Below are 18,462 nucleotides of genomic sequence, written 5' to 3' on the forward strand. Positions count from 1 at the left end.
ATCGCAAGGAAATCGAAAAACAGCGGTTGACTTGGTAATGAGAATCGATATGATTATCACAACTGGTCGCGAGACTGGTCGATATTCTGAAAAGCCCTTGGTTCGGACTCTCGGATTATCTCCTCATCAGGCTAATCACGGTTATTTGACCCGGCTCTTGCCGGGTCTTTTTTTGCCTGTGGAAAAGTACTGACAGGATGCCGCGATGGATGCTCCATGCAGATCACGACGACACGGGTGGTCAGGCGCATAAACAGCTTTCTTTGAAGGTTTCCCGGGCATCGAATGATCAGGCCAAGTATCCTCGACGACAGGCACTTGTCCCCAGCGGGCAAGACCGCCATTTGATAGCATTTAACCGCCCAGCTCGGACATATCCCGTCACGAGTTGCGGGACCGAGGATAGACATGAAGTTGCTTTGCGCAGGCGCCGAGTTGGTCAATGACAGCAGCCGCGGGTTCGACATCGATGACCAAAAGTTTTTTGCAGTGCGCCGCAGCGGACAGGTTTACGTCTACATCAATCGCTGCCCGCACCGGGGCGTCGCCCTGGAGTGGCATCCCGACCAGTTTCTCGACCCCAGCAACAGCCTGATCCAGTGCGCCACCCATGGCGCACTGTTCCTGATCGAAGACGGTGAATGCGTCGCCGGCCCTTGCGCGGGGCAAGCCTTGACCGGCGTGGCTTGCCGCGAGGATGAACAGGGGATCTGGATCAGCCTTTAACCACCCGGCAACACGTCCAGACGCCGGTCGACCAACATTTCTTCGTGGCTCAACCGCACACCGTAAGCCAATACCTCGACCCCGCAGGCAATCGCCTCACGCAAGGCCTGCGCATAAGCCGGATCGATTTCCTGCGCCGGGCGCACGGCCTCGATGTCGGTCAGGCAAACACAGTACAACTGCACCGCGCGAATACCGTCCCTGGCCAGGTGGGCCAGCTCCCGCAAGTGCTTGGCGCCACGCTGGGTGACTGCATCGGGAAACGCCGCCACCGCCGTACCGTCGAAGCCCAGGGTCACGCTTTTGACTTCGACGTAGGCCGGCCCTTCGGGGTAATCAAGGCGGAAATCGATACGACTGTTTTCCTGACCATAAGCCACTTCACGCTTGAGCCCGGTAAAACCGTTCAGCTCGGTGATGACGCCCGCCCGCAGCGCCTCTTCGATCAAACCATTGGCTCGGGCGGTATTCACGCAAAACAGCCGCCCTTGCGGGGTTTCACCGACCTCCCAGGTGCCAGGCAACTTGCGTTTCGGGTCGTTGGAGCGACTGAACCAGACCTGCCCGCCTTCGACCTGACAATTGAGCATCGAGCCAGTGTTCGGGCAGTGAATGGTGAGCAATTCGCCGCCAACGGTTTCGATATCGGCGAGAAATCGCTTGTAACGTCGGATCAGGCGCCCTTCTTCGAGGGGAGGATTAAAACGCATCAGCCTTGCCAGCTCCGCAACCCACGGGCAATGCGCTCGACCGCCTCCTGCAAACGCTCGAGATTTTGCGTATAGGCGAACCGCACATGATGCCCGGCCTGATAACGCCCGAAATCCAGCCCTGGGGTGAATGCCACGTGCTCGGTTTCGAGAAAGTGTTTGCAGAACGCGAAGGCATCGCCGCCGAACTTGCTGATATCGGCGTACAAATAGAAAGCCCCTTCCGGCTCCACGGCAATACCGAAGCCCAGTTCACGCAAGGCCGGCAACAGGTAATCCCGACGCCGGCCAAATTCGGCGCGACGCTCTTCGAGAATGCTGATGGTTGCCGGCTCGAAACAGGCCAGCGCAGCGTGCTGCGCCATGCTTGGAGCACTGATGTAGAGGTTCTGGGCGAGCTTTTCCAGCTCACCGACGGCCGCGTCGGGGGCCACCAGCCAGCCGAGCCGCCAACCGGTCATCCCGAAGTACTTCGAAAAACTGTTCAGAACGAATGCACTGTCGTCGACTTCCAGCACGCTGGCCGCATCGGTGCCGTAGGTCAGGCCGTGATAAATCTCGTCGACCACCAGATGACCGTGGCGCTCCTTGATCGCGACAGACAGCTTCGCCAGCTCGTCGCGAGTCAGGATCGTGCCGGTCGGATTGGCAGGCGACGCCACCAATGCGCCAACACTGTCGTGGTCCCAATGACGCTCGATCAGGCCGGGTGTCAATTGATAGCGCACCTCCGGACCGACCGGTACCAGTTGTGCCGCGCCTTCGACCAGCCGCAGGAAATGCCGGTTACACGGGTAGCCCGGATCCGCCAGCAACCAGTGTTTACCGGGGTCGACCAGCAAAGCGCTGGCCAGCAGCAACGCGCCGGAGCCGCCAGGCGTGATGAGAATGCGCCGCGGATCGATGTTCAAACCATAACGCTGCTGATAGAAGCCCGAAATGGCCTCGCGCAGCTCTGGAATGCCGCGTGCGGCGGTGTAACGGGTCTTTCCCGCTGTCAGCGCAGCCTGGCCGGCCCGGATGATCGGTTCGGCGGTGGTGAAGTCCGGCTCGCCGATTTCCAGGTGGATCACATCGTGGCCGGCGGCCTGCAATTCATTGGCCCGCGCCAACAGCGCCATGACATGGAAAGGTTCGATCGCGCGACTGCGGGCACTGTAGGGCTGAGCCATTGGCCTTCCTTCAACGGAAAAAAAACCGATTCTACCCAAGCGCAGGAACGAGCGAGAACCTAAAGCGGTCAGAGGCCTTGTAAGGCCGATCACAAACGACTCAGGCGCGCGCGCAAGGTTTGACTAAAATCAATAATTGAGCAGGGTTCCAGAGCCACCAGACAACGGTTTGTCATCATTTGCAAGCACCCTGTGCCGCGAGCTCGACATCCGGGAGTAGCGCGGCCCGAGTTGATCTGGTAAGTTCGCCCGCTTGCAGCCGCAGGGCCGGCAGGTGTCGGTGATGGAGCAATCCTGCGCAGATGGATTACAAGAGTAGAGGCGGTCTATTTCATGTCCACCCAAGCAAAGCAGCAAAACCAGACGATCAGCGGCTTCGAGCCCTATGTTCAGAAAACCGGCGAAGAGTACATGGGCGAGCCCATGCGCAAGCACTTCACCAAGGTTCTGAATCAGTGGAAGAAAGAGCTGATGGAAGGTGTCGACAAGACCGTGGACCACATGAAGGACGAAGCGGCCAACTTCCCTGATCCGGCAGACCGTGCCAGCCAGGAAGAGGAATTCGCCCTCGAACTGCGTGCCCGCGATCGTGAACGCAAGTTGATCAAGAAGATCGACAAGACACTTCAGTTGATCGAAGACGAAGAGTACGGCTGGTGTGAGTCCTGCGGCATCGAGATTGGCGTCAAGCGCCTCGAGGCGCGCCCTACCGCCGACCTGTGCATCGACTGCAAGACCCTGGCGGAAATCAAGGAAAAGCAAGTCGGCAAATAATTGCGACTTGAACGAAGAACGGAGCGTGCGAACGCTCCGTTTTTGTTTCCAAAATTCGCTGATGCCCGTTGCGATTAAAATCGCCATCACTGTAGGAGCGAGCTTGCTCGCGATGAACCTGAGAACGCCGCGGGGTACCAGGCTCCCGGCGTTATCGTTGACGGCAATCGCGAGCAAGCTCGCTCCTACAGGAATCTGACGACAGCCTGGAATAAGTAGCCTTGCCCTGATGACCGCCACCACCTCCCCCACCTACATCGGGCGTTTCGCCCCGACGCCCAGCGGCCACCTGCATTTTGGTTCACTGGTCGCCGCGCTGGCCTCCTACCTGGACGCGCGCTCGGTGGGTGGACGCTGGCTGATGCGCATGGAAGACCTCGATCCCCCCCGTGAAGTACCCGGCGCCCAGGCGGCCATTCTCAAGGCACTGGAAAGCTATGGCTTTGAGTGGGATGGCGGCCTGGTTCGCCAAAGCGAGCGGCACGATGCCTACGCCGAGGTGATCGATCGCCTGTTCAATCAAGGCCTGGCCTACGCCTGCACCTGCTCGCGCAAACAGCTGGAGCCGTATCACGGGATTTATCCGGGCTTGTGCCGCAATGCCGGCCATGGCACTGACGATGCGGCCATCCGCCTGCGCGTACCGGAACTGGAATACCATTTCATTGACCGGGTGCAGGGCCAATACCGACAGCATCTGGGGCGGGAAGTCGGCGATTTCGTGATCCGCCGCCGCGACGGGCTCTACGCTTATCAATTGGCGGTGGTCCTGGACGACGCCTGGCAAGGCATCACCGATATCGTTCGCGGTGCCGACTTGCTGGACTCCACGCCCCGCCAGCTCTACCTGCAAGAACTGCTCGGCCTGCCTCAACCGCGTTATCTGCATATCCCGCTGATTACCCAGCCTGACGGCAACAAACTCGGTAAATCCTACCGTTCGCCGCCGTTGACCGAGGATCAGGCAACGCCACTGCTGCTGCGGGCGCTACGGGCGCTGGGACAGAACCCGGGAACCGAACTGACGTACGCCACGCCACGGGAAGTGCTCAATTGGGGCATTGCCCACTGGGATGCCTCGCTGATCCCGCGCACACTGAGCCTGCCCGAGGCACAGCTATTGTGATCGCACTTGCAGTGGCGCACCCATCCGTTACCATCGCCGCACGTTTTCGGGCACGCGCATAAAAAAGAGAGGCCGGGATGTACATCTATCGCTTGGTCCTGCTTTTGGTAGTGGGGATTTACCTGTTTTCCCCGGCCATCATGGATTGGTGGATCGACGCCACTGGCGCCTGGTATCGCCCTTATCTGCTCTGGCTGATTCTGATCGTCGTGACCTTCATCCTGCAGAGCCAAAAAGATGCCGATGAGCTTTAGTCTGACCCAGATGATCCTGATCAGCGCCGCATACCTGGCGGTGCTGTTCGGTGTGGCCTGGATCAGCGAACGGGGCATGATTCCCCGGGCGATCATTCGCCACCCGCTGACCTACACCCTGTCACTGGGCGTCTACGCCAGTGCCTGGGCGTTTTACGGCACCGTGGGCCTGGCCTATCAATACGGCTACGGTTTTCTGTCCAGCTACCTGGGCGTTTCCGGGGCATTCCTGCTGGCGCCGGTGCTGCTCTACCCGATCCTGAAGATCACCCGCACCTATCAACTGTCGTCGCTGGCGGATCTGTTTGCCTTCCGCTTCCGCAGTACCTGGGCCGGTGCGCTGACCACGATTTTCATGCTGGTCGGCGTACTGCCGCTGCTGGCCTTGCAAATTCAGGCGGTCGCCGACTCCATCAGCATCCTCACCCGAGAGCCGGTACAGCATCGCGTGGCCCTGAGCTTCTGCGCACTGATTACGCTGTTCACGATTTTCTTCGGTTCCCGTCACATCGCCACCCGCGAAAAGCATGAAGGCCTGGTGTTCGCGATTGCCTTCGAGTCGGTGATCAAGCTGATCGCCCTCGGCGGTGTCGGGCTGTATGCGCTTTACGGCGTGTTCGACGGCCCGCAACAGCTTGAACTGTGGCTGCTGCAAAACCAGACCGCGCTCGCCGCCCTGCACACACCGTTGCAGGAAGGCCCGTGGCGTACGCTGCTGCTGGTGTTCTTCGCCTCGGCGATCGTGATGCCGCACATGTATCACATGACCTTTACCGAGAACCTCAACCCGCGTTCGCTGGTGAGTGCGAGCTGGGGCCTACCGCTGTTCCTGTTGCTGATGAGCCTGGCAGTGCCGCTGATTCTCTGGGCCGGCCTGAAACTGGGCGCCACCACCAACCCGGAATACTTCACCCTGGGAATCGGTATCGCCGCCAACAGCAAGGCTTTGGCGTTGCTGGCCTATGTCGGCGGGCTGTCCGCCGCCAGTGGCCTGATCATCGTCACCACGCTGGCACTGTCCGGGATGGCCTTGAACCACCTGGTCCTGCCGCTGTATCAACCACCGGCCGAAGGCAACATCTACCGCTGGCTGAAGTGGACTCGCCGGGCGCTGATCGTCGCAATCATCATGGCCGGCTACGGTTTCTACCTGATGCTCGGAGCCGAGCAGGACCTGGCCAACCTCGGCATTGTCGCTTTCGTCGCCACGTTGCAGTTCCTGCCGGGCGTGCTCTCGGTCCTGTATTGGCCGACCGCCAACCGTCGCGGCTTCATCGCCGGCTTGCTGGCGGGGATCCTGGTGTGGCTGGTGACCATGCTGTTACCGCTGGTTGGCAACCTGCAAGGCTTCTACATTCCACTGCTGAACATGATCTACGTGCTGGACGACACCAGTTGGCACATGGCGGCGATTGCCTCGCTGGCGGCCAACGTGCTGATGTTCACGCTGATCTCGCTGTTCACCAACGCCAGCACCGAAGAGGCCAGCGCTGCCGAAGCCTGCGCTGTGGATAACGTTCGCCGCCCGCAACGCCGGGAACTGCACGCCGCCTCGCCCCAGGAGTTCGCCACGCAACTGGCCAAGCCACTGGGTGCAAAAGCGGCGCAGAAAGAAGTGGAACAGGCACTGCGCGACCTCTATCTGCCTTTCGACGAGCGCCGCCCCTATGCCCTGCGTCGCTTGCGTGACCGCATCGAAGCCAATCTCTCCGGCCTGATGGGCCCGAGCGTGGCCCAGGACATGGTCGAGACGTTCCTGCCGTACAAGGCTGGCGGCGAAAACTACGTCACCGAAGACATTCACTTCATCGAAAGCCGCCTCGAGGATTACCACTCACGCCTGACCGGCTTGGCCGCCGAGCTCGATGCCTTGCGCCGCTATCACCGCCAGACCCTTCAGGAATTGCCGATGGGCGTTTGCTCACTGGCCAAGGATCAGGAGATCCTCATGTGGAACAAGGCCATGGAGGAACTCACCGGCATCGCCGCGCAGCGCGTGGTCGGTTCGCGCCTGAGTACCATTGCCGACCCATGGAAAGACCTGCTGCAAGGCTTCATCAATCTGCCGGACGAGCACTTGCACAAACAGCACCTGGCCCTCGACGGCCAGACACGCTGGTTGAACCTGCACAAAGCGGCGATCGACGAACCCCTCGCGCCGGGCAACAGTGGCCTGGTGTTGCTGGTGGAAGACTTGACCGAAACCCAGATGCTCGAGGACAAACTGGTGCACTCCGAGCGCCTGGCCAGCATCGGTCGACTGGCGGCCGGCGTGGCCCATGAAATCGGCAACCCGATCACCGGTATCGCGTGCCTGGCGCAAAACCTGCGCGAAGAACGTGAAGAAGACGGCGAGCTGAAGGAAATCAGCGGCCAGATCCTCGAGCAGACCAAACGCGTGTCGCGCATCGTCCAGTCGCTGATGAGCTTTGCCCATGCCGGCAGCCATCAGCACAACGACGAGCCCGTCTGTCTGGCCGAAGTGGCTCAGGATGCCATCGGCCTGCTGGCCCTGAACCGACGCAATTTCGAAGTGCAGTTCTACAACCTGTGCGACCCCGAACACTGGGTCGAAGGCGACCCGCAACGGTTGGCCCAGGTATTGATCAACCTGCTTTCAAACGCCCGTGACGCCTCGCCTCCCGGCAGTGCGGTACGGGTCAAGAGCGAAGCCGGCGAACACACGGTCGATCTGATCGTGGAGGACGAAGGCAGCGGTATTCCGTCGAGCATCATGGACCGATTGTTCGAACCTTTCTTCACCACCAAGGACCCTGGCGAAGGCACCGGTCTGGGCCTTGCACTGGTCTATTCCATCGTTGAAGAGCATTATGGACAAATCACCATCGACAGCCCGGCTGATGTTCAAAGCCAACGCGGTACCCGAATCAGGGTTACCTTGCCGCGTCATGTCGAAGCGACGTCCGCTGTGAACTGAGACCGTCGAGAGTATCGAATCAATGCCGCACATTTTGATCGTCGAAGACGAAACCATTATCCGCTCCGCCTTGCGCCGTCTGCTGGAACGTAACCAGTACCAGGTCAGCGAAGCCGGATCAGTGCAGGAAGCACAAGAACGCTTCACCATTCCCTCGTTCGACCTGATCATCAGTGACCTGCGCCTGCCGGGCGCGCCTGGCACGGAGTTGATCAAGCTCGCCCAGGGCACGCCGGTGCTGATCATGACCAGCTATGCCAGCCTGCGCTCGGCGGTCGACTCGATGAAAATGGGCGCGGTGGACTACATTGCCAAGCCATTCGACCATGACGAAATGCTGCAAGCGGCCGCACGAATCCTGCGTGACCGACAAACGGTACAAGCCGGCGGTGAAGCGGTTGCCGGCAAAGCCGCCAACGGTGCGGCGAAATCCGGTACCGACAACAGCAACGGTGAGATCGGCATTATCGGCTCGTGCCCACCGATGCAGGACCTGTACGGCAAGATCCGCAAAGTGGCACCGACCGACTCCAACGTTCTGATCCAGGGCGAATCGGGTACCGGTAAGGAACTGGTGGCGCGCGCCCTGCACAACCTGTCCAAACGTGCCAAGGCGCCGATGATTTCGGTGAACTGCGCGGCCATTCCGGAAAGCCTGATCGAGTCCGAACTGTTCGGCCACGAAAAAGGCGCATTCACCGGCGCCAGCGCCGGGCGCGCCGGCCTGGTGGAAGCGGCGGACGGCGGCACCTTGTTCCTCGACGAAATCGGCGAACTGCCACTGGAAGCCCAGGCTCGCCTGCTGCGCGTATTGCAGGAAGGCGAGATTCGTCGCGTGGGCTCGGTGCAGTCGCAAAAAGTCGACGTGCGCCTGATCGCCGCGACTCACCGCGACCTCAAGAGCCTGGCGAAAATCGGCCAGTTCCGTGAAGACTTGTATTACCGCCTCCACGTTATCGCGCTGAAGCTGCCAGCCCTGCGCGAACGCGGTGCGGACGTCAACGAAATCGCCAATGCGTTCCTGGCGCGGCAAAGTGCGCGGATCAACCGCACCGACCTGAAATTCGCCGCGGATGCCGAGCAAGCCATTCGTCACTACTCCTGGCCGGGCAACGTTCGTGAACTGGAAAACGCTGTCGAGCGCGCCGTTATCCTGTGCGAAAGCCCGGAAATCTCCGCCGAGCTGCTGGGTATCGACATCGAACTGGGCGACCTGGAAGACGACGAATTCATTGGCCTGGCGCCACAACAGGGCAACGCCAGTAACAGCAACCACGAACCGACCGAAGATCTCTCCCTGGAAGACTACTTCCAGCATTTCGTCCTCGAACATCAGGACCACATGACCGAAACCGAGCTGGCCCGCAAACTCGGGGTCAGCCGAAAATGCCTGTGGGAGCGCCGTCAGCGCCTGGGCATCCCACGTCGCAAGACCGGGGTGACCAGCGAAAGCTGAACCGTACCTGTCTCATGTGCGGGTAACACATGACTTTGGTGAAAAAACTGTTACCTCAGTTTTTTCACGTAACAGAAGCCGGGGCTTACGGTAACGAAGCCCCGGCTTTTTTTGGCCCTCGAAATGCCTGCCGACCGGCCTAACCCCTTGTTTTATTGGGTTTCGCAAAAGTTGGCACGCACCCTGCTATATGTTTGGTACAAGAACAATAACAAGCAATGCACAAGACAATAAAAATAAGACGAATCGACTCACGCACAATAAAAACAAGACGGCGAGAGGCGCAGCTAACTGATTCTTTTGGAGAGGCGTTGTATTTGGGGCTTGCCCCACGACCAGGCCGAGAACAACAAAAAACTGTCTTAAGACAGAGCCTGTACTGGTTGGATCGAAAGATCACTGCAATTCAGCGACCAAAGCAATCCGTTTGCTCTTGGCTCCCGATTGGGAGGGTCATGAAGGAAAGCTTCATGGCGAGGGCACTCAACAAAAACAAGAAGCCCGAAACCAAAAATAAAAATAGAGCATGCAACTACTTCTTGGGGAGCTTCGGCTCCCCTTGTGGTTTCTGCGATTCCCCCCCCATAACCCGCTCCTACATCTCATATCTGCTGTCTCCTACACCATCCCCCGACTAAATGCTAGAATCCCCGCCCATCATGCGGTCATTCTTCTGTTATGGCCGAATATTCCTTCAAACAGTGCATCCCATGCTGAAGAAGCTGTTCCAGTCATTCCGTTCTCCCAAGCGTCCTACGCAACACATTCGCAGCACGCCTGAAGTGCTCAACAGCGGCCAACACTCGCTGCAGAAGGCGCAATTCAGCCGTTACGCGGTGAATATCGTTGAACGCCTGCAGAACGCCGGTTATCAGGCTTATCTGGTTGGCGGTTGCGTGCGCGACATGCTGCTGGGTATCACCCCGAAAGATTTCGACGTTGCCACCAGCGCCACACCCGAGCAGGTACGGGCCGAATTCCGTAACGCGCGAATCATCGGGCGCCGGTTCAAACTGGTGCACATCCACTTCGGCCGCGAAATCATCGAAGTCGCGACCTTCCGCGCCAATCACCCGCAAAACGAAGACGAGGAAGACAGCAACCAGTCTTCGCGCAACGAAAGCGGGCGCATCTTGCGCGATAACGTTTACGGCACCCTGGAAGAGGACGCGCAACGTCGCGACTTCACCATCAATGCCTTGTATTACGATCCGGTCAGCGAACGCATCCTCGACTACGCCAACGGCGTACACGACATCCGCAATCACCTGATCCGCCTGATCGGCGATCCGACGCAACGCTACCAGGAAGACCCGGTACGGATGCTGAGGGCCGTGCGTTTCGCCGCCAAGCTGAACTTCGGCATCGAAAAACACAGCGCCCTGCCGATCCGCGGCCTGGCGCCGATGCTGCGCGAGATCCCGTCGGCTCGTCTGTTCGAAGAGGTGCTCAAGCTGTTCCTCTCCGGCCATGCCGCCGACACGTTTGAAATGCTGGTCGACCTGCAGTTGTTCGATCCACTGTTCCCGGCCAGCGCTGAAGCACTGGAATACAACCCGACGTACACCCACACCCTGATCAGCGAAGCCCTGATCAATACCGACCTGCGGATCAAGCAGAACAAACCGGTGACCCCGGCATTCCTGTTTGCAGCCCTGCTCTGGCCTGCCCTGCCGGCCCGCGTCCTGCGCCTGCAGGAGCGTGGCATGCCACCGATTCCGGCGATGCAGGAAGCGGCGCACGAACTCATTGCCGAGCAGTGCCAGCGCATTGCGATTCCGAAACGCTTCACCATGCCGATCCGCGAAATCTGGGACATGCAGGAACGCCTGCCCCGCCGCAGCGGCAAGCGTGCCGATCTGTTGCTGGACAATCCGCGCTTCCGCGCCGGCTACGACTTCCTGCTGCTACGTGAAAGCGCCGGCGAGCAGACCGATGGCCTGGGCGAATGGTGGACGGACTATCAGGACGCCAACGAAAGCGAGCGTCGCGACATGATTCGCGACCTCAGCGGCAAGGACGAAGGCACCGGCGCCCCGCGCAAGCGTCGCCGCAGCGGTGGTTCCAAGCGCAAACGCGCTGCCGGCGCTTCGAGCACCACGGGCGAGTAATCCATGGAACGCATCTACATCGGCATGGGCAGCAATCTGGCTGACCCCGCCGAACAATTGCGCAGCGCCGTCGAAGCGCTGGCGCAGTTGCCGCAATCGGAGTTGGTCGGGGTTTCTGCGTTTTACCAAAGTGACTCGCTTCTGCCCGGCCAACCGCGTTACACCAATGCAGTCGCCGCTCTCGACAGCGCACTGGCGCCGCTGGATCTTCTGGATGCCTTGCAGGCCATCGAAAACGGCCAGGGTCGCGAGCGTCTTGAGCGCTGGGGACCGCGCACGCTGGACCTCGACATCTTGCTGTTCGGTGATCGCCTGATCGACGAACCGCGCCTCAAGGTTCCCCATTACCACATGCAGGAACGGGCCTTCGTGTTGTACCCGCTGGCGGAACTGGCCCCTGCGGATCTGCACTTGGCCGATGGCCGGAACTTGGCCGAACTGCTCAAGGTATGCCCGTTCGTCGGCCTGGAACGCCTCCTCCCGACGTGACACAAATACCCTGTGGGAGCGGGCTTGCTCGCGAAAGCGGTGTATCAATCAACATTAATGTTGAATCTGATGCGCCCTTCGCGAGCAAGCCCGCTCCCACATTGGTTTTGTGTCGCGCACAAGATCTGCTGCTGAATCGCATCAGTTACCCCGGTAACACCCCACCCGTAACAATGCGGTAACACACGCAATTGACTTCCCTCGTTCTCCTCACGACTATAGGCGTCCCGCTGCCGCCTACACGGCGTTCAAGGGCGCAATCCAGGCCTTAAAAGCACGACGAAAGAGCGTGCGCCTGTATTCAACGAAGAATCACGCGCGTTACTCGCAGTAGTTTCCACAGCGCCTGAATGAGGAACTTTTCATGCCAGCCATCACCCTGACCACCCTGCAAGGTCTGAAGCAAAAAGGTGAAAAAATCACCATGCTGACCTGCTACGACGCGACCTTCGCCCACGCCTGCAATCAGGCCGGCGTCGAAGTGCTGTTGGTGGGCGACTCCCTCGGCATGGTTCTGCAGGGCCACGACAGCACCTTGCCTGTCACCACCTCGGAAATGGCTTACCACGTGGCCGCCGTCAAACGCGGTAACAGCGATGCCCTGATCCTCGCCGACCTGCCTTTCATGGCCTACGCCACCACCGAGCAAGCCATGACCAACAGCGCCCTGTTGATGCAGGCCGGCGCGCACATGGTCAAGGTCGAAGGAGCATTGTGGCTGGCCGACTCGATCCGCCTGCTGGCCGAGCGCGGCATCCCTGTCTGCGCGCACATGGGCCTGACGCCACAGTCGGTGAACATCCTTGGCGGCTACAAGGTCCAGGGTCGCAATGAAAACCAGGCGCGGCAGATGCGTGCCGACGCGATCGCCCTGGAACAGGCTGGCGCGGCAATGCTGCTGCTCGAGTGCGTCCCGAGCGAACTGGCGGAAGAAATCACCCAGGCGGTGAAGATTCCGGTGATCGGTATTGGTGCCGGCAATCGCACCGACGGCCAGGTGCTGGTTCTGCACGACATGCTGGGCCTGTCCATTACCGGTCGCGTGCCGAAATTCGTGAAAAACTTCATGACTGGCCAGACCAGCATTGACGCTGCATTGAATGCCTACGTGACTGAAGTCAAAGCGGCAACTTTCCCTGGGATCGAACACGGATTCTCTGCATGAACACCGTAAAAACCGTACGCGAACTGCGGGCCGCCGTGGCCCGAGCCCGTGGCGAAGGCAAACGCATCGCCTTTGTGCCAACCATGGGCAACCTGCACAGCGGCCACGTGGCGCTGGTGACCAAAGCCTCCCAACGGGCGGACTTCGTGGTGGCGAGCGTTTTCGTCAACCCGCTGCAATTCGGTGCTGGCGAAGACCTCGACAAGTACCCGCGCACCCTCGCCGCCGACCAGGAAAAACTGCTCCAGGCCGGTTGCCATTTGCTGTTTGCCCCCACCGTTGAAGAAATGTATCCCGACGGCATGGCCGGCCAGACCCGCGTCAGTGTCCCGCAATTGTCCGAAGGTCTGTGCGGCGCCAGCCGTCCTGGGCATTTCGAAGGCGTGGCGACGGTGGTCAGCAAGCTGTTCAACATGGTCCAGCCGGACCTGGCGATTTTCGGCGAGAAAGACTTTCAGCAACTGGCGGTGATTCGCGCGCTGGTTCATGACCTGAACATGCCGATCCAGATCATCGGTGAGCCCACTGTTCGCGCAACCGATGGCCTGGCGCTTTCGTCGCGCAACGGTTTCCTCAGCGAAGAGCAACGCGCTGTGGCACCGGTGGTTTATCGCACGCTGAATGCGATCGGCGAAGCGATCAAGCAGGGCGAACGCGACTACCCGGCGCTGATCGGCACCCAGATCAAACAGCTCGAAGCAGCCGGCCTGCGTCCTGACTATCTGGAAATCCGCCATGCCCTGACCTTGCGCCCGGCGACGGCGCAGGATCGTGACCTGGTGATTCTGGTGGCGGCGTTCCTCGGTACGACGCGGTTGATCGACAACCTGCACCTGAACCTCGACGCGCCAATCTAAACACTCTCGAATTCTGTGGAGTGAGTCTGTGGCGAGGGGGCTTGCCCCCGTTGGACTGCGAAGCGGCCCCAAACTTTCGAGCGTTTCCGAAATTTTGCCAGTGCTACGCACTGGAACGGGGGCAAGCCCCCTCGCCACAAAAGTACACTTCAAACCCTTCGCTTCATTCGTATTGCCGCCCACAACCCCTTCGGGCAAACTGCCCGCCGTTCGATTCCGACCTGGGAAATACTCATGCACGCCATCATGCTCAAAGCCAAGCTGCATCGCGCCGAAGTCACCCACGCTGTACTCGATTACGAAGGCTCCTGCGCCATCGACGGTGAATGGCTGGACCTGTCCGGTATTCGTGAGTACGAGCAGATCCAGATCTACAACGTCGACAACGGCGAGCGCTTCACCACCTACGCCATCCGTGGCGAAGAAGGCTCGCGCATGATCTCGGTCAACGGCGCCGCTGCCCACAAGGCCAAGGTCGGTGATCGCGTGATCATCTGCGCTTACGCTCATTACAGCGAAGCCGAACTGCTCAACTTCAAGCCACGCATGCTCTACATGGCACCGGGCAATGAACTGAGCCACACCAGCAATGCCATTCCGGTCCAGGTTGCCTGATACGAGTCTTGTCTCTTCCGTTTGTCGGGCCGTTCCTAACTTCGATGTTAAAAAAGTACCGGAAACAGGTCAGACAAAGTCAAGACAGATCATTGCGCGGGGTTTACTGTATTCGCCCTGCGCCATGAAATCGTGTCGACGCAGTTGACCGGAACGCCCACCCACAGCGCTCCGGGATTTTTAGTGTTCAAAAGGCCGTTCAAGTAATAAGGAAACCCGCAGCGATGGCGTATTACCGCACTCCTCACGACGTTACCGCTCTGCCCGCCTGGCAAGCGTTGAATGACCACCGCCAAGCCATGCAGGATTTCAGCATGCGCGAAGCCTTCAATGCCGATCCGCAGCGTTTTACTCAATTCACCCTCAGCAGCTGCGGCCTGTTTCTCGACTATTCGAAAAACCTGATCAACGCCGAGACCCGCAATCTGCTGGTGGGCCTGGCCAACGAAGTCGACCTCAAGGGCGCGATCAAGTCGCTGTTCGATGGCGAAATCGTCAACTCTTCCGAAGGTCGTCCGGCCCTGCACACGGCCCTGCGCCGCCCGGTCGGCGACAAGCTGTCGGTCAATGGCGTCAACGTGATGCCCGAAGTGCACAAGGTGCTGAACCAGATCACCGACCTCGTCGGCCGTATCCACGACGGTCTGTGGCGCGGTTACACCGAGAAGCCGATCACTGACGTGGTGAACATCGGCATCGGCGGCTCCTTCCTCGGCCCTGAGCTGGTGTCCGAAGCCTTGCTGTCCTATGCCCAGAAAGGCGTGCGTTGCCATTACCTGGCAAACATCGACGGCAGCGAGTTCCACGAACTGACCATGAAGCTTCGCGCCGAGACCACGCTGTTCATCGTCTCGTCGAAATCCTTCAACACCCTCGAAACCCTGAAGAACGCCCAGGCTGCCCGTGCCTGGTATCTGGCCCAGGGTGGTTCGGAAGCCGAGCTGTATCGCCACTTCATCGCGGTATCGAGCAACAACGCCGCCGCGGTAGCGTTCGGCATCCGCGAAGAGAACATCTTCCCGATGTGGGACTGGGTCGGCGGGCGCTACTCGCTGTGGTCGGCCATTGGTCTACCGATTGCCCTGGCCATCGGCATGTCCAACTTCAAGGAATTGCTGTCCGGTGCCTACACCATGGACCAGCACTTCCTGACCGCGCCCTTCGAACAGAACATGCCGGTGCTGCTGGCCTTGCTCGGCGTGTGGTACGGCAACTTCTGGGGCGCGCAAAGCCACGCGATCCTGCCGTACGATCACTACCTGCGTAACATCACCAAGCACCTGCAACAGCTGGACATGGAATCCAACGGCAAGAGCGTGCGCCAGGACGGCAAGCCAGTGTCCACAGACACCGGGCCGGTAATCTGGGGCGGCGTCGGCTGCAATGGTCAGCATGCCTACCACCAGTTGCTGCACCAGGGCACCCAATTGATCCCGGCCGACTTCATCGTGCCGATCGTCAGCTTCAACCCAGTGTCCGACCACCACCAGTGGCTGTACGCCAACTGCCTGTCCCAGAGCCAGGCGCTGATGCTCGGCAAGACCCTTGCCGAGGCCGAAACCGAGCTGCGCGACAAAGGCATGAGTGACGCCGAAGTGCAGAAACTCGCGCCGCACAAGGTGATCCCGGGCAATCGTCCGAGCAACACCCTGGTGGTCGAGCGCATCAGCCCGCGTCGCCTCGGCGCTCTGGTGGCGATGTACGAACACAAAGTCTTCGTGCAAAGCGTGATCTGGGGCATCAATGCCTTCGACCAGTGGGGTGTGGAGCTGGGCAAGGAGCTGGGCAAAGGCGTCTACAACCGCCTGGTCGGCAGCGAAGAAACCCCGGCCGAGGACGCCTCGACCCAAGGGCTGATCAATTACTTCCGTGGTCGTCACCGCGGGTGATTTGATAGCACAACCCACGGGCTTTGGATCAACCCGAATCCTGTGGGCAAAAACAACTCCCTGTGGGAGCGAGCTTGCTCGCGATGACGGACTGTCAGTCGACAACCATGTTGACCGCCATGCCCTCATCGCGAGCAAGCTCGCTCCCACAGTTGTTTTGTATCTGACTTGAACCCATGGACCTCTCGGCGCATCTTTATCCTTGTCGCAAAACAAGCATAAGGAACCGTCATGTTCGATATCAGCACGTTCCCCAAAGCCGATGCCGTCCGCCGGGCCGCACAATTGAGTCAAGACGACTATCAGCGCCTGTACCGCCAATCCGTCGAACACCCCAGCACCTTCTGGGCCGAACAGGCCACGCGCTTTCTTGACTGGAGCGCGCCCTGGGAAACCGTCCAGCGCTACAACCTGAAAACCGGTGAAGCCAGCTGGTTTGCCGGTGCGCAATTGAACGTCAGCTACAACTGTATCGACCGGCACCTGGAGAAACGCGGCGATCAGGTCGCCATCATCTGGGAAGGCGACGACCCTGCCGACTCGACATCGATCACCTACAAAAAACTGCATGAAAACGTCTGCCGCCTGGCCAATGTGCTGAAAAACCGTGGCGTGAAAAAAGGCGACCGCGTGTGCATCTACATGCCGATGATTCCCGAGGCGGCCTACGCCATGCTGGCCTGTACCCGTATTGGTGCAGTGCACTCGGTAGTGTTCGGCGGCTTCTCCCCGGACTCGTTGCGCGACCGCATTCTCGACGCCGACTGCCGCACCGTGATCACTGCCGACGAAGGCGTGCGCGGTGGCAAGGTCGTGTCACTCAAGCAGAACGTCGACAAGGCGCTGCAAAGCTGCCCGGACGTGAGCAGCGTGCTGGTGGTCGAGCGCACCAAGGGGCTGGTGAACTGGGTCGAAGGACGGGACATCAAGTACCAGCAGGCCCTGCGCGAAGCCAGCGCCGATTGCCCGCCCGAGCCGATGGACGCCGAAGACCCGCTGTTCATCCTCTACACCTCCGGCAGCACCGGCAAACCCAAAGGCGTGCTGCACACCACCGGTGGCTACCTGCTGCAAGCAGCGATGACCTTCAAGTACGTGCTGGACTACCGCGACGACGAAGTCTTCTGGTGCACCGCCGACGTCGGCTGGGTCACTGGCCACAGCTACATCGTCTACGGTCCGCTGGCCAACGGCGCGACCACGCTGATTTTCGAAGGCGTGCCGAACTACCCGAGTACCTCGCGCTTCTGGCAAGTGATCGACAAGCACAAGGTGAACATTTTCTACACCGCCCCGACGGCCCTGCGCGCATTGATGCGCGAAGGCCCGGAACCGTTGAAGCAAACATCCCGCGCCAGCGTCAGGCTACTCGGCACGGTTGGCGAACCGATCAACCCGGAAGCCTGGGAATGGTATTTCCATGAGGTCGGCGAAGAGCGTTGCCCGATCGTCGACACCTGGTGGCAGACCGAAACCGGCGGCATCATGCTCAGCCCGCTGGTCAGTGCCCAACGGATCAAGCCCGGTTGTGCGACACAACCGATGTTCGGCGTGCAACCGGTGCTGCTCGACGAGCAAGGCAAGGAAATCAAGGGCGCCGGCAGCGGCGTACTGGCCATAAAGTCCAGCTGGCCTGCACAGATCCGCAGTGTCTATCGCGACCCGCAACGCATGGTCGACACCTACTTCAAGCCCTACCCCGGCTACTACTTCACCGGTGACGGCGCGCGGCGCGATGAAGATGGCGACTACTGGATCACCGGGCGCATCGACGATGTGATCAACGTGTCCGGCCACCGTATCGGCACCGCCGAAGTGGAAAGCGCCCTGGTGCTGCACGAGAACATCGCCGAGGCCGCTGCGGTCGGTTATCCCCACGACATCAAGGGCCAAGGCATCTATGTCTTCGTCACACCCATGAACGGCGTCGAAACCAACGATGAACTGAAGAAAGAATTGCTGGCCCTGGTCAGCAAGGAAATCGGCAGTTTCGCCAAACCGGACTTGATCCAGTGGGCGCCGGCCTTGCCGAAAACCCGCTCAGGCAAGATCATGCGGCGCATTCTGCGCAAGATCGCCTGCAACGAACTGGACAATCTGGGCGACACTTCGACCTTGGCCGATCCAAGCGTGGTACAAGGCTTGATCGATAAACGCCTGAATCAATAACGTTCTGTCTT

General features: G+C 60.0%; 15 protein-coding genes. 13 read left to right on the forward strand and 2 right to left on the reverse strand.

All coding sequences use genetic code 11. The features are described 5' to 3' along the window. Positions 1–408 precede the first annotated feature (408 nt). Entirely contained in the window at positions 409–726 is a 318-nt protein-coding gene (locus J4D25_RS21055) for a Rieske (2Fe-2S) protein (protein WP_057713280.1), read from the forward strand. Here the strand turns inward: J4D25_RS21055 and sfsA are convergent. Both sfsA and J4D25_RS21065 read right to left on the reverse strand, forming a co-directional pair. Beyond that, positions 723–1,436: a DNA/RNA nuclease SfsA gene (gene sfsA, locus J4D25_RS21060; protein ID WP_057713279.1), complete on the reverse strand. Its 714-nt coding sequence runs from the start codon at positions 1,434–1,436 to the stop codon at positions 723–725. The two genes, J4D25_RS21055 and sfsA, sit on opposite strands and share 4 nt — an antisense overlap. Then, a complete protein-coding gene (locus J4D25_RS21065; protein ID WP_057713278.1) occupies positions 1,436–2,608 on the reverse strand; it encodes a pyridoxal phosphate-dependent aminotransferase in 1,173 nt (390 codons plus the stop codon). Before J4D25_RS21065 ends, sfsA begins: the two co-directional genes overlap by 1 nt. A 333-nt stretch (positions 2,609–2,941) precedes the next feature. Here J4D25_RS21065 and dksA point away from each other — a divergent pair, with 333 nt between their 5' ends. The 12 genes from dksA to acs all read left to right on the forward strand — a co-directional run bounded on the left by dksA (position 2,942) and on the right by acs (position 18,451). Then, positions 2,942–3,382 (forward strand): RNA polymerase-binding protein DksA, encoded by a 441-nt coding sequence (gene dksA, locus J4D25_RS21070; RefSeq protein WP_008053890.1) that lies wholly within the window; start codon positions 2,942–2,944, stop codon positions 3,380–3,382. A 229-nt stretch (positions 3,383–3,611) separates the two neighbouring features. Beyond that, entirely contained in the window at positions 3,612–4,508 is an 897-nt protein-coding gene (gluQRS, locus tag J4D25_RS21075) for a tRNA glutamyl-Q(34) synthetase GluQRS (RefSeq protein ID WP_057713277.1), read from the forward strand. 77 nt (positions 4,509–4,585) lie between these two features. Further along, the gene (locus tag J4D25_RS21080; protein ID WP_003176118.1) at positions 4,586–4,762 is read left to right on the forward strand and encodes a hypothetical protein; all 177 of its coding nucleotides are present in this window, start codon (positions 4,586–4,588) and stop codon (positions 4,760–4,762) included. After that, the gene (locus J4D25_RS21085; protein WP_167362842.1) at positions 4,746–7,700 is read left to right on the forward strand and encodes a sensor histidine kinase; all 2,955 of its coding nucleotides are present in this window, start codon (positions 4,746–4,748) and stop codon (positions 7,698–7,700) included. Before J4D25_RS21080 ends, J4D25_RS21085 begins: the two co-directional genes overlap by 17 nt. 22 nt (positions 7,701–7,722) lie before the next feature. Next, on the forward strand, positions 7,723–9,156 hold the full coding sequence (locus tag J4D25_RS21090; protein WP_057713275.1) for a sigma-54 dependent transcriptional regulator: 1,434 nt from the start codon (positions 7,723–7,725) through the stop codon (positions 9,154–9,156). 710 nt (positions 9,157–9,866) lie between these two features. After that, positions 9,867–11,267 (forward strand): polynucleotide adenylyltransferase PcnB, encoded by a 1,401-nt coding sequence (locus J4D25_RS21095; protein WP_056728631.1) that lies wholly within the window; start codon positions 9,867–9,869, stop codon positions 11,265–11,267. 3 nt (positions 11,268–11,270) lie between these two features. Continuing rightward, complete coding sequence (gene folK / locus J4D25_RS21100; RefSeq protein WP_057713274.1) at positions 11,271–11,756, forward strand: 2-amino-4-hydroxy-6-hydroxymethyldihydropteridine diphosphokinase; 486 nt, start codon at positions 11,271–11,273, stop codon at positions 11,754–11,756. A 364-nt stretch (positions 11,757–12,120) separates the two neighbouring features. Beyond that, positions 12,121–12,921, forward strand: coding sequence for a 3-methyl-2-oxobutanoate hydroxymethyltransferase (panB, locus tag J4D25_RS21105; protein WP_057713273.1), 801 nt, complete (start codon positions 12,121–12,123; stop codon positions 12,919–12,921). After that, a complete protein-coding gene (panC, locus tag J4D25_RS21110) occupies positions 12,918–13,778 on the forward strand; it encodes a pantoate--beta-alanine ligase (RefSeq protein WP_057713272.1) in 861 nt (286 codons plus the stop codon). The genes panB and panC overlap by 4 nt, the downstream gene beginning before the upstream one ends. A gap of 234 nt (positions 13,779–14,012) precedes the next feature. Then, complete coding sequence (panD, locus tag J4D25_RS21115; RefSeq protein WP_003228271.1) at positions 14,013–14,393, forward strand: aspartate 1-decarboxylase; 381 nt, start codon at positions 14,013–14,015, stop codon at positions 14,391–14,393. A gap of 224 nt (positions 14,394–14,617) precedes the next feature. Continuing rightward, entirely contained in the window at positions 14,618–16,282 is a 1,665-nt protein-coding gene (gene pgi, locus J4D25_RS21120; RefSeq protein ID WP_057713271.1) for a glucose-6-phosphate isomerase, read from the forward strand. 231 nt (positions 16,283–16,513) lie between these two features. After that, positions 16,514–18,451: an acetate--CoA ligase gene (acs, locus tag J4D25_RS21125; RefSeq protein WP_057713270.1), complete on the forward strand. Its 1,938-nt coding sequence runs from the start codon at positions 16,514–16,516 to the stop codon at positions 18,449–18,451. Positions 18,452–18,462 lie beyond the last annotated feature (11 nt).

The sequence above is a fragment of the Pseudomonas sp. GW456-L13 genome, assembly GCF_017350115.1.
In the GTDB taxonomy this organism is placed as follows: domain Bacteria; phylum Pseudomonadota; class Gammaproteobacteria; order Pseudomonadales; family Pseudomonadaceae; genus Aquipseudomonas; species Aquipseudomonas jessenii.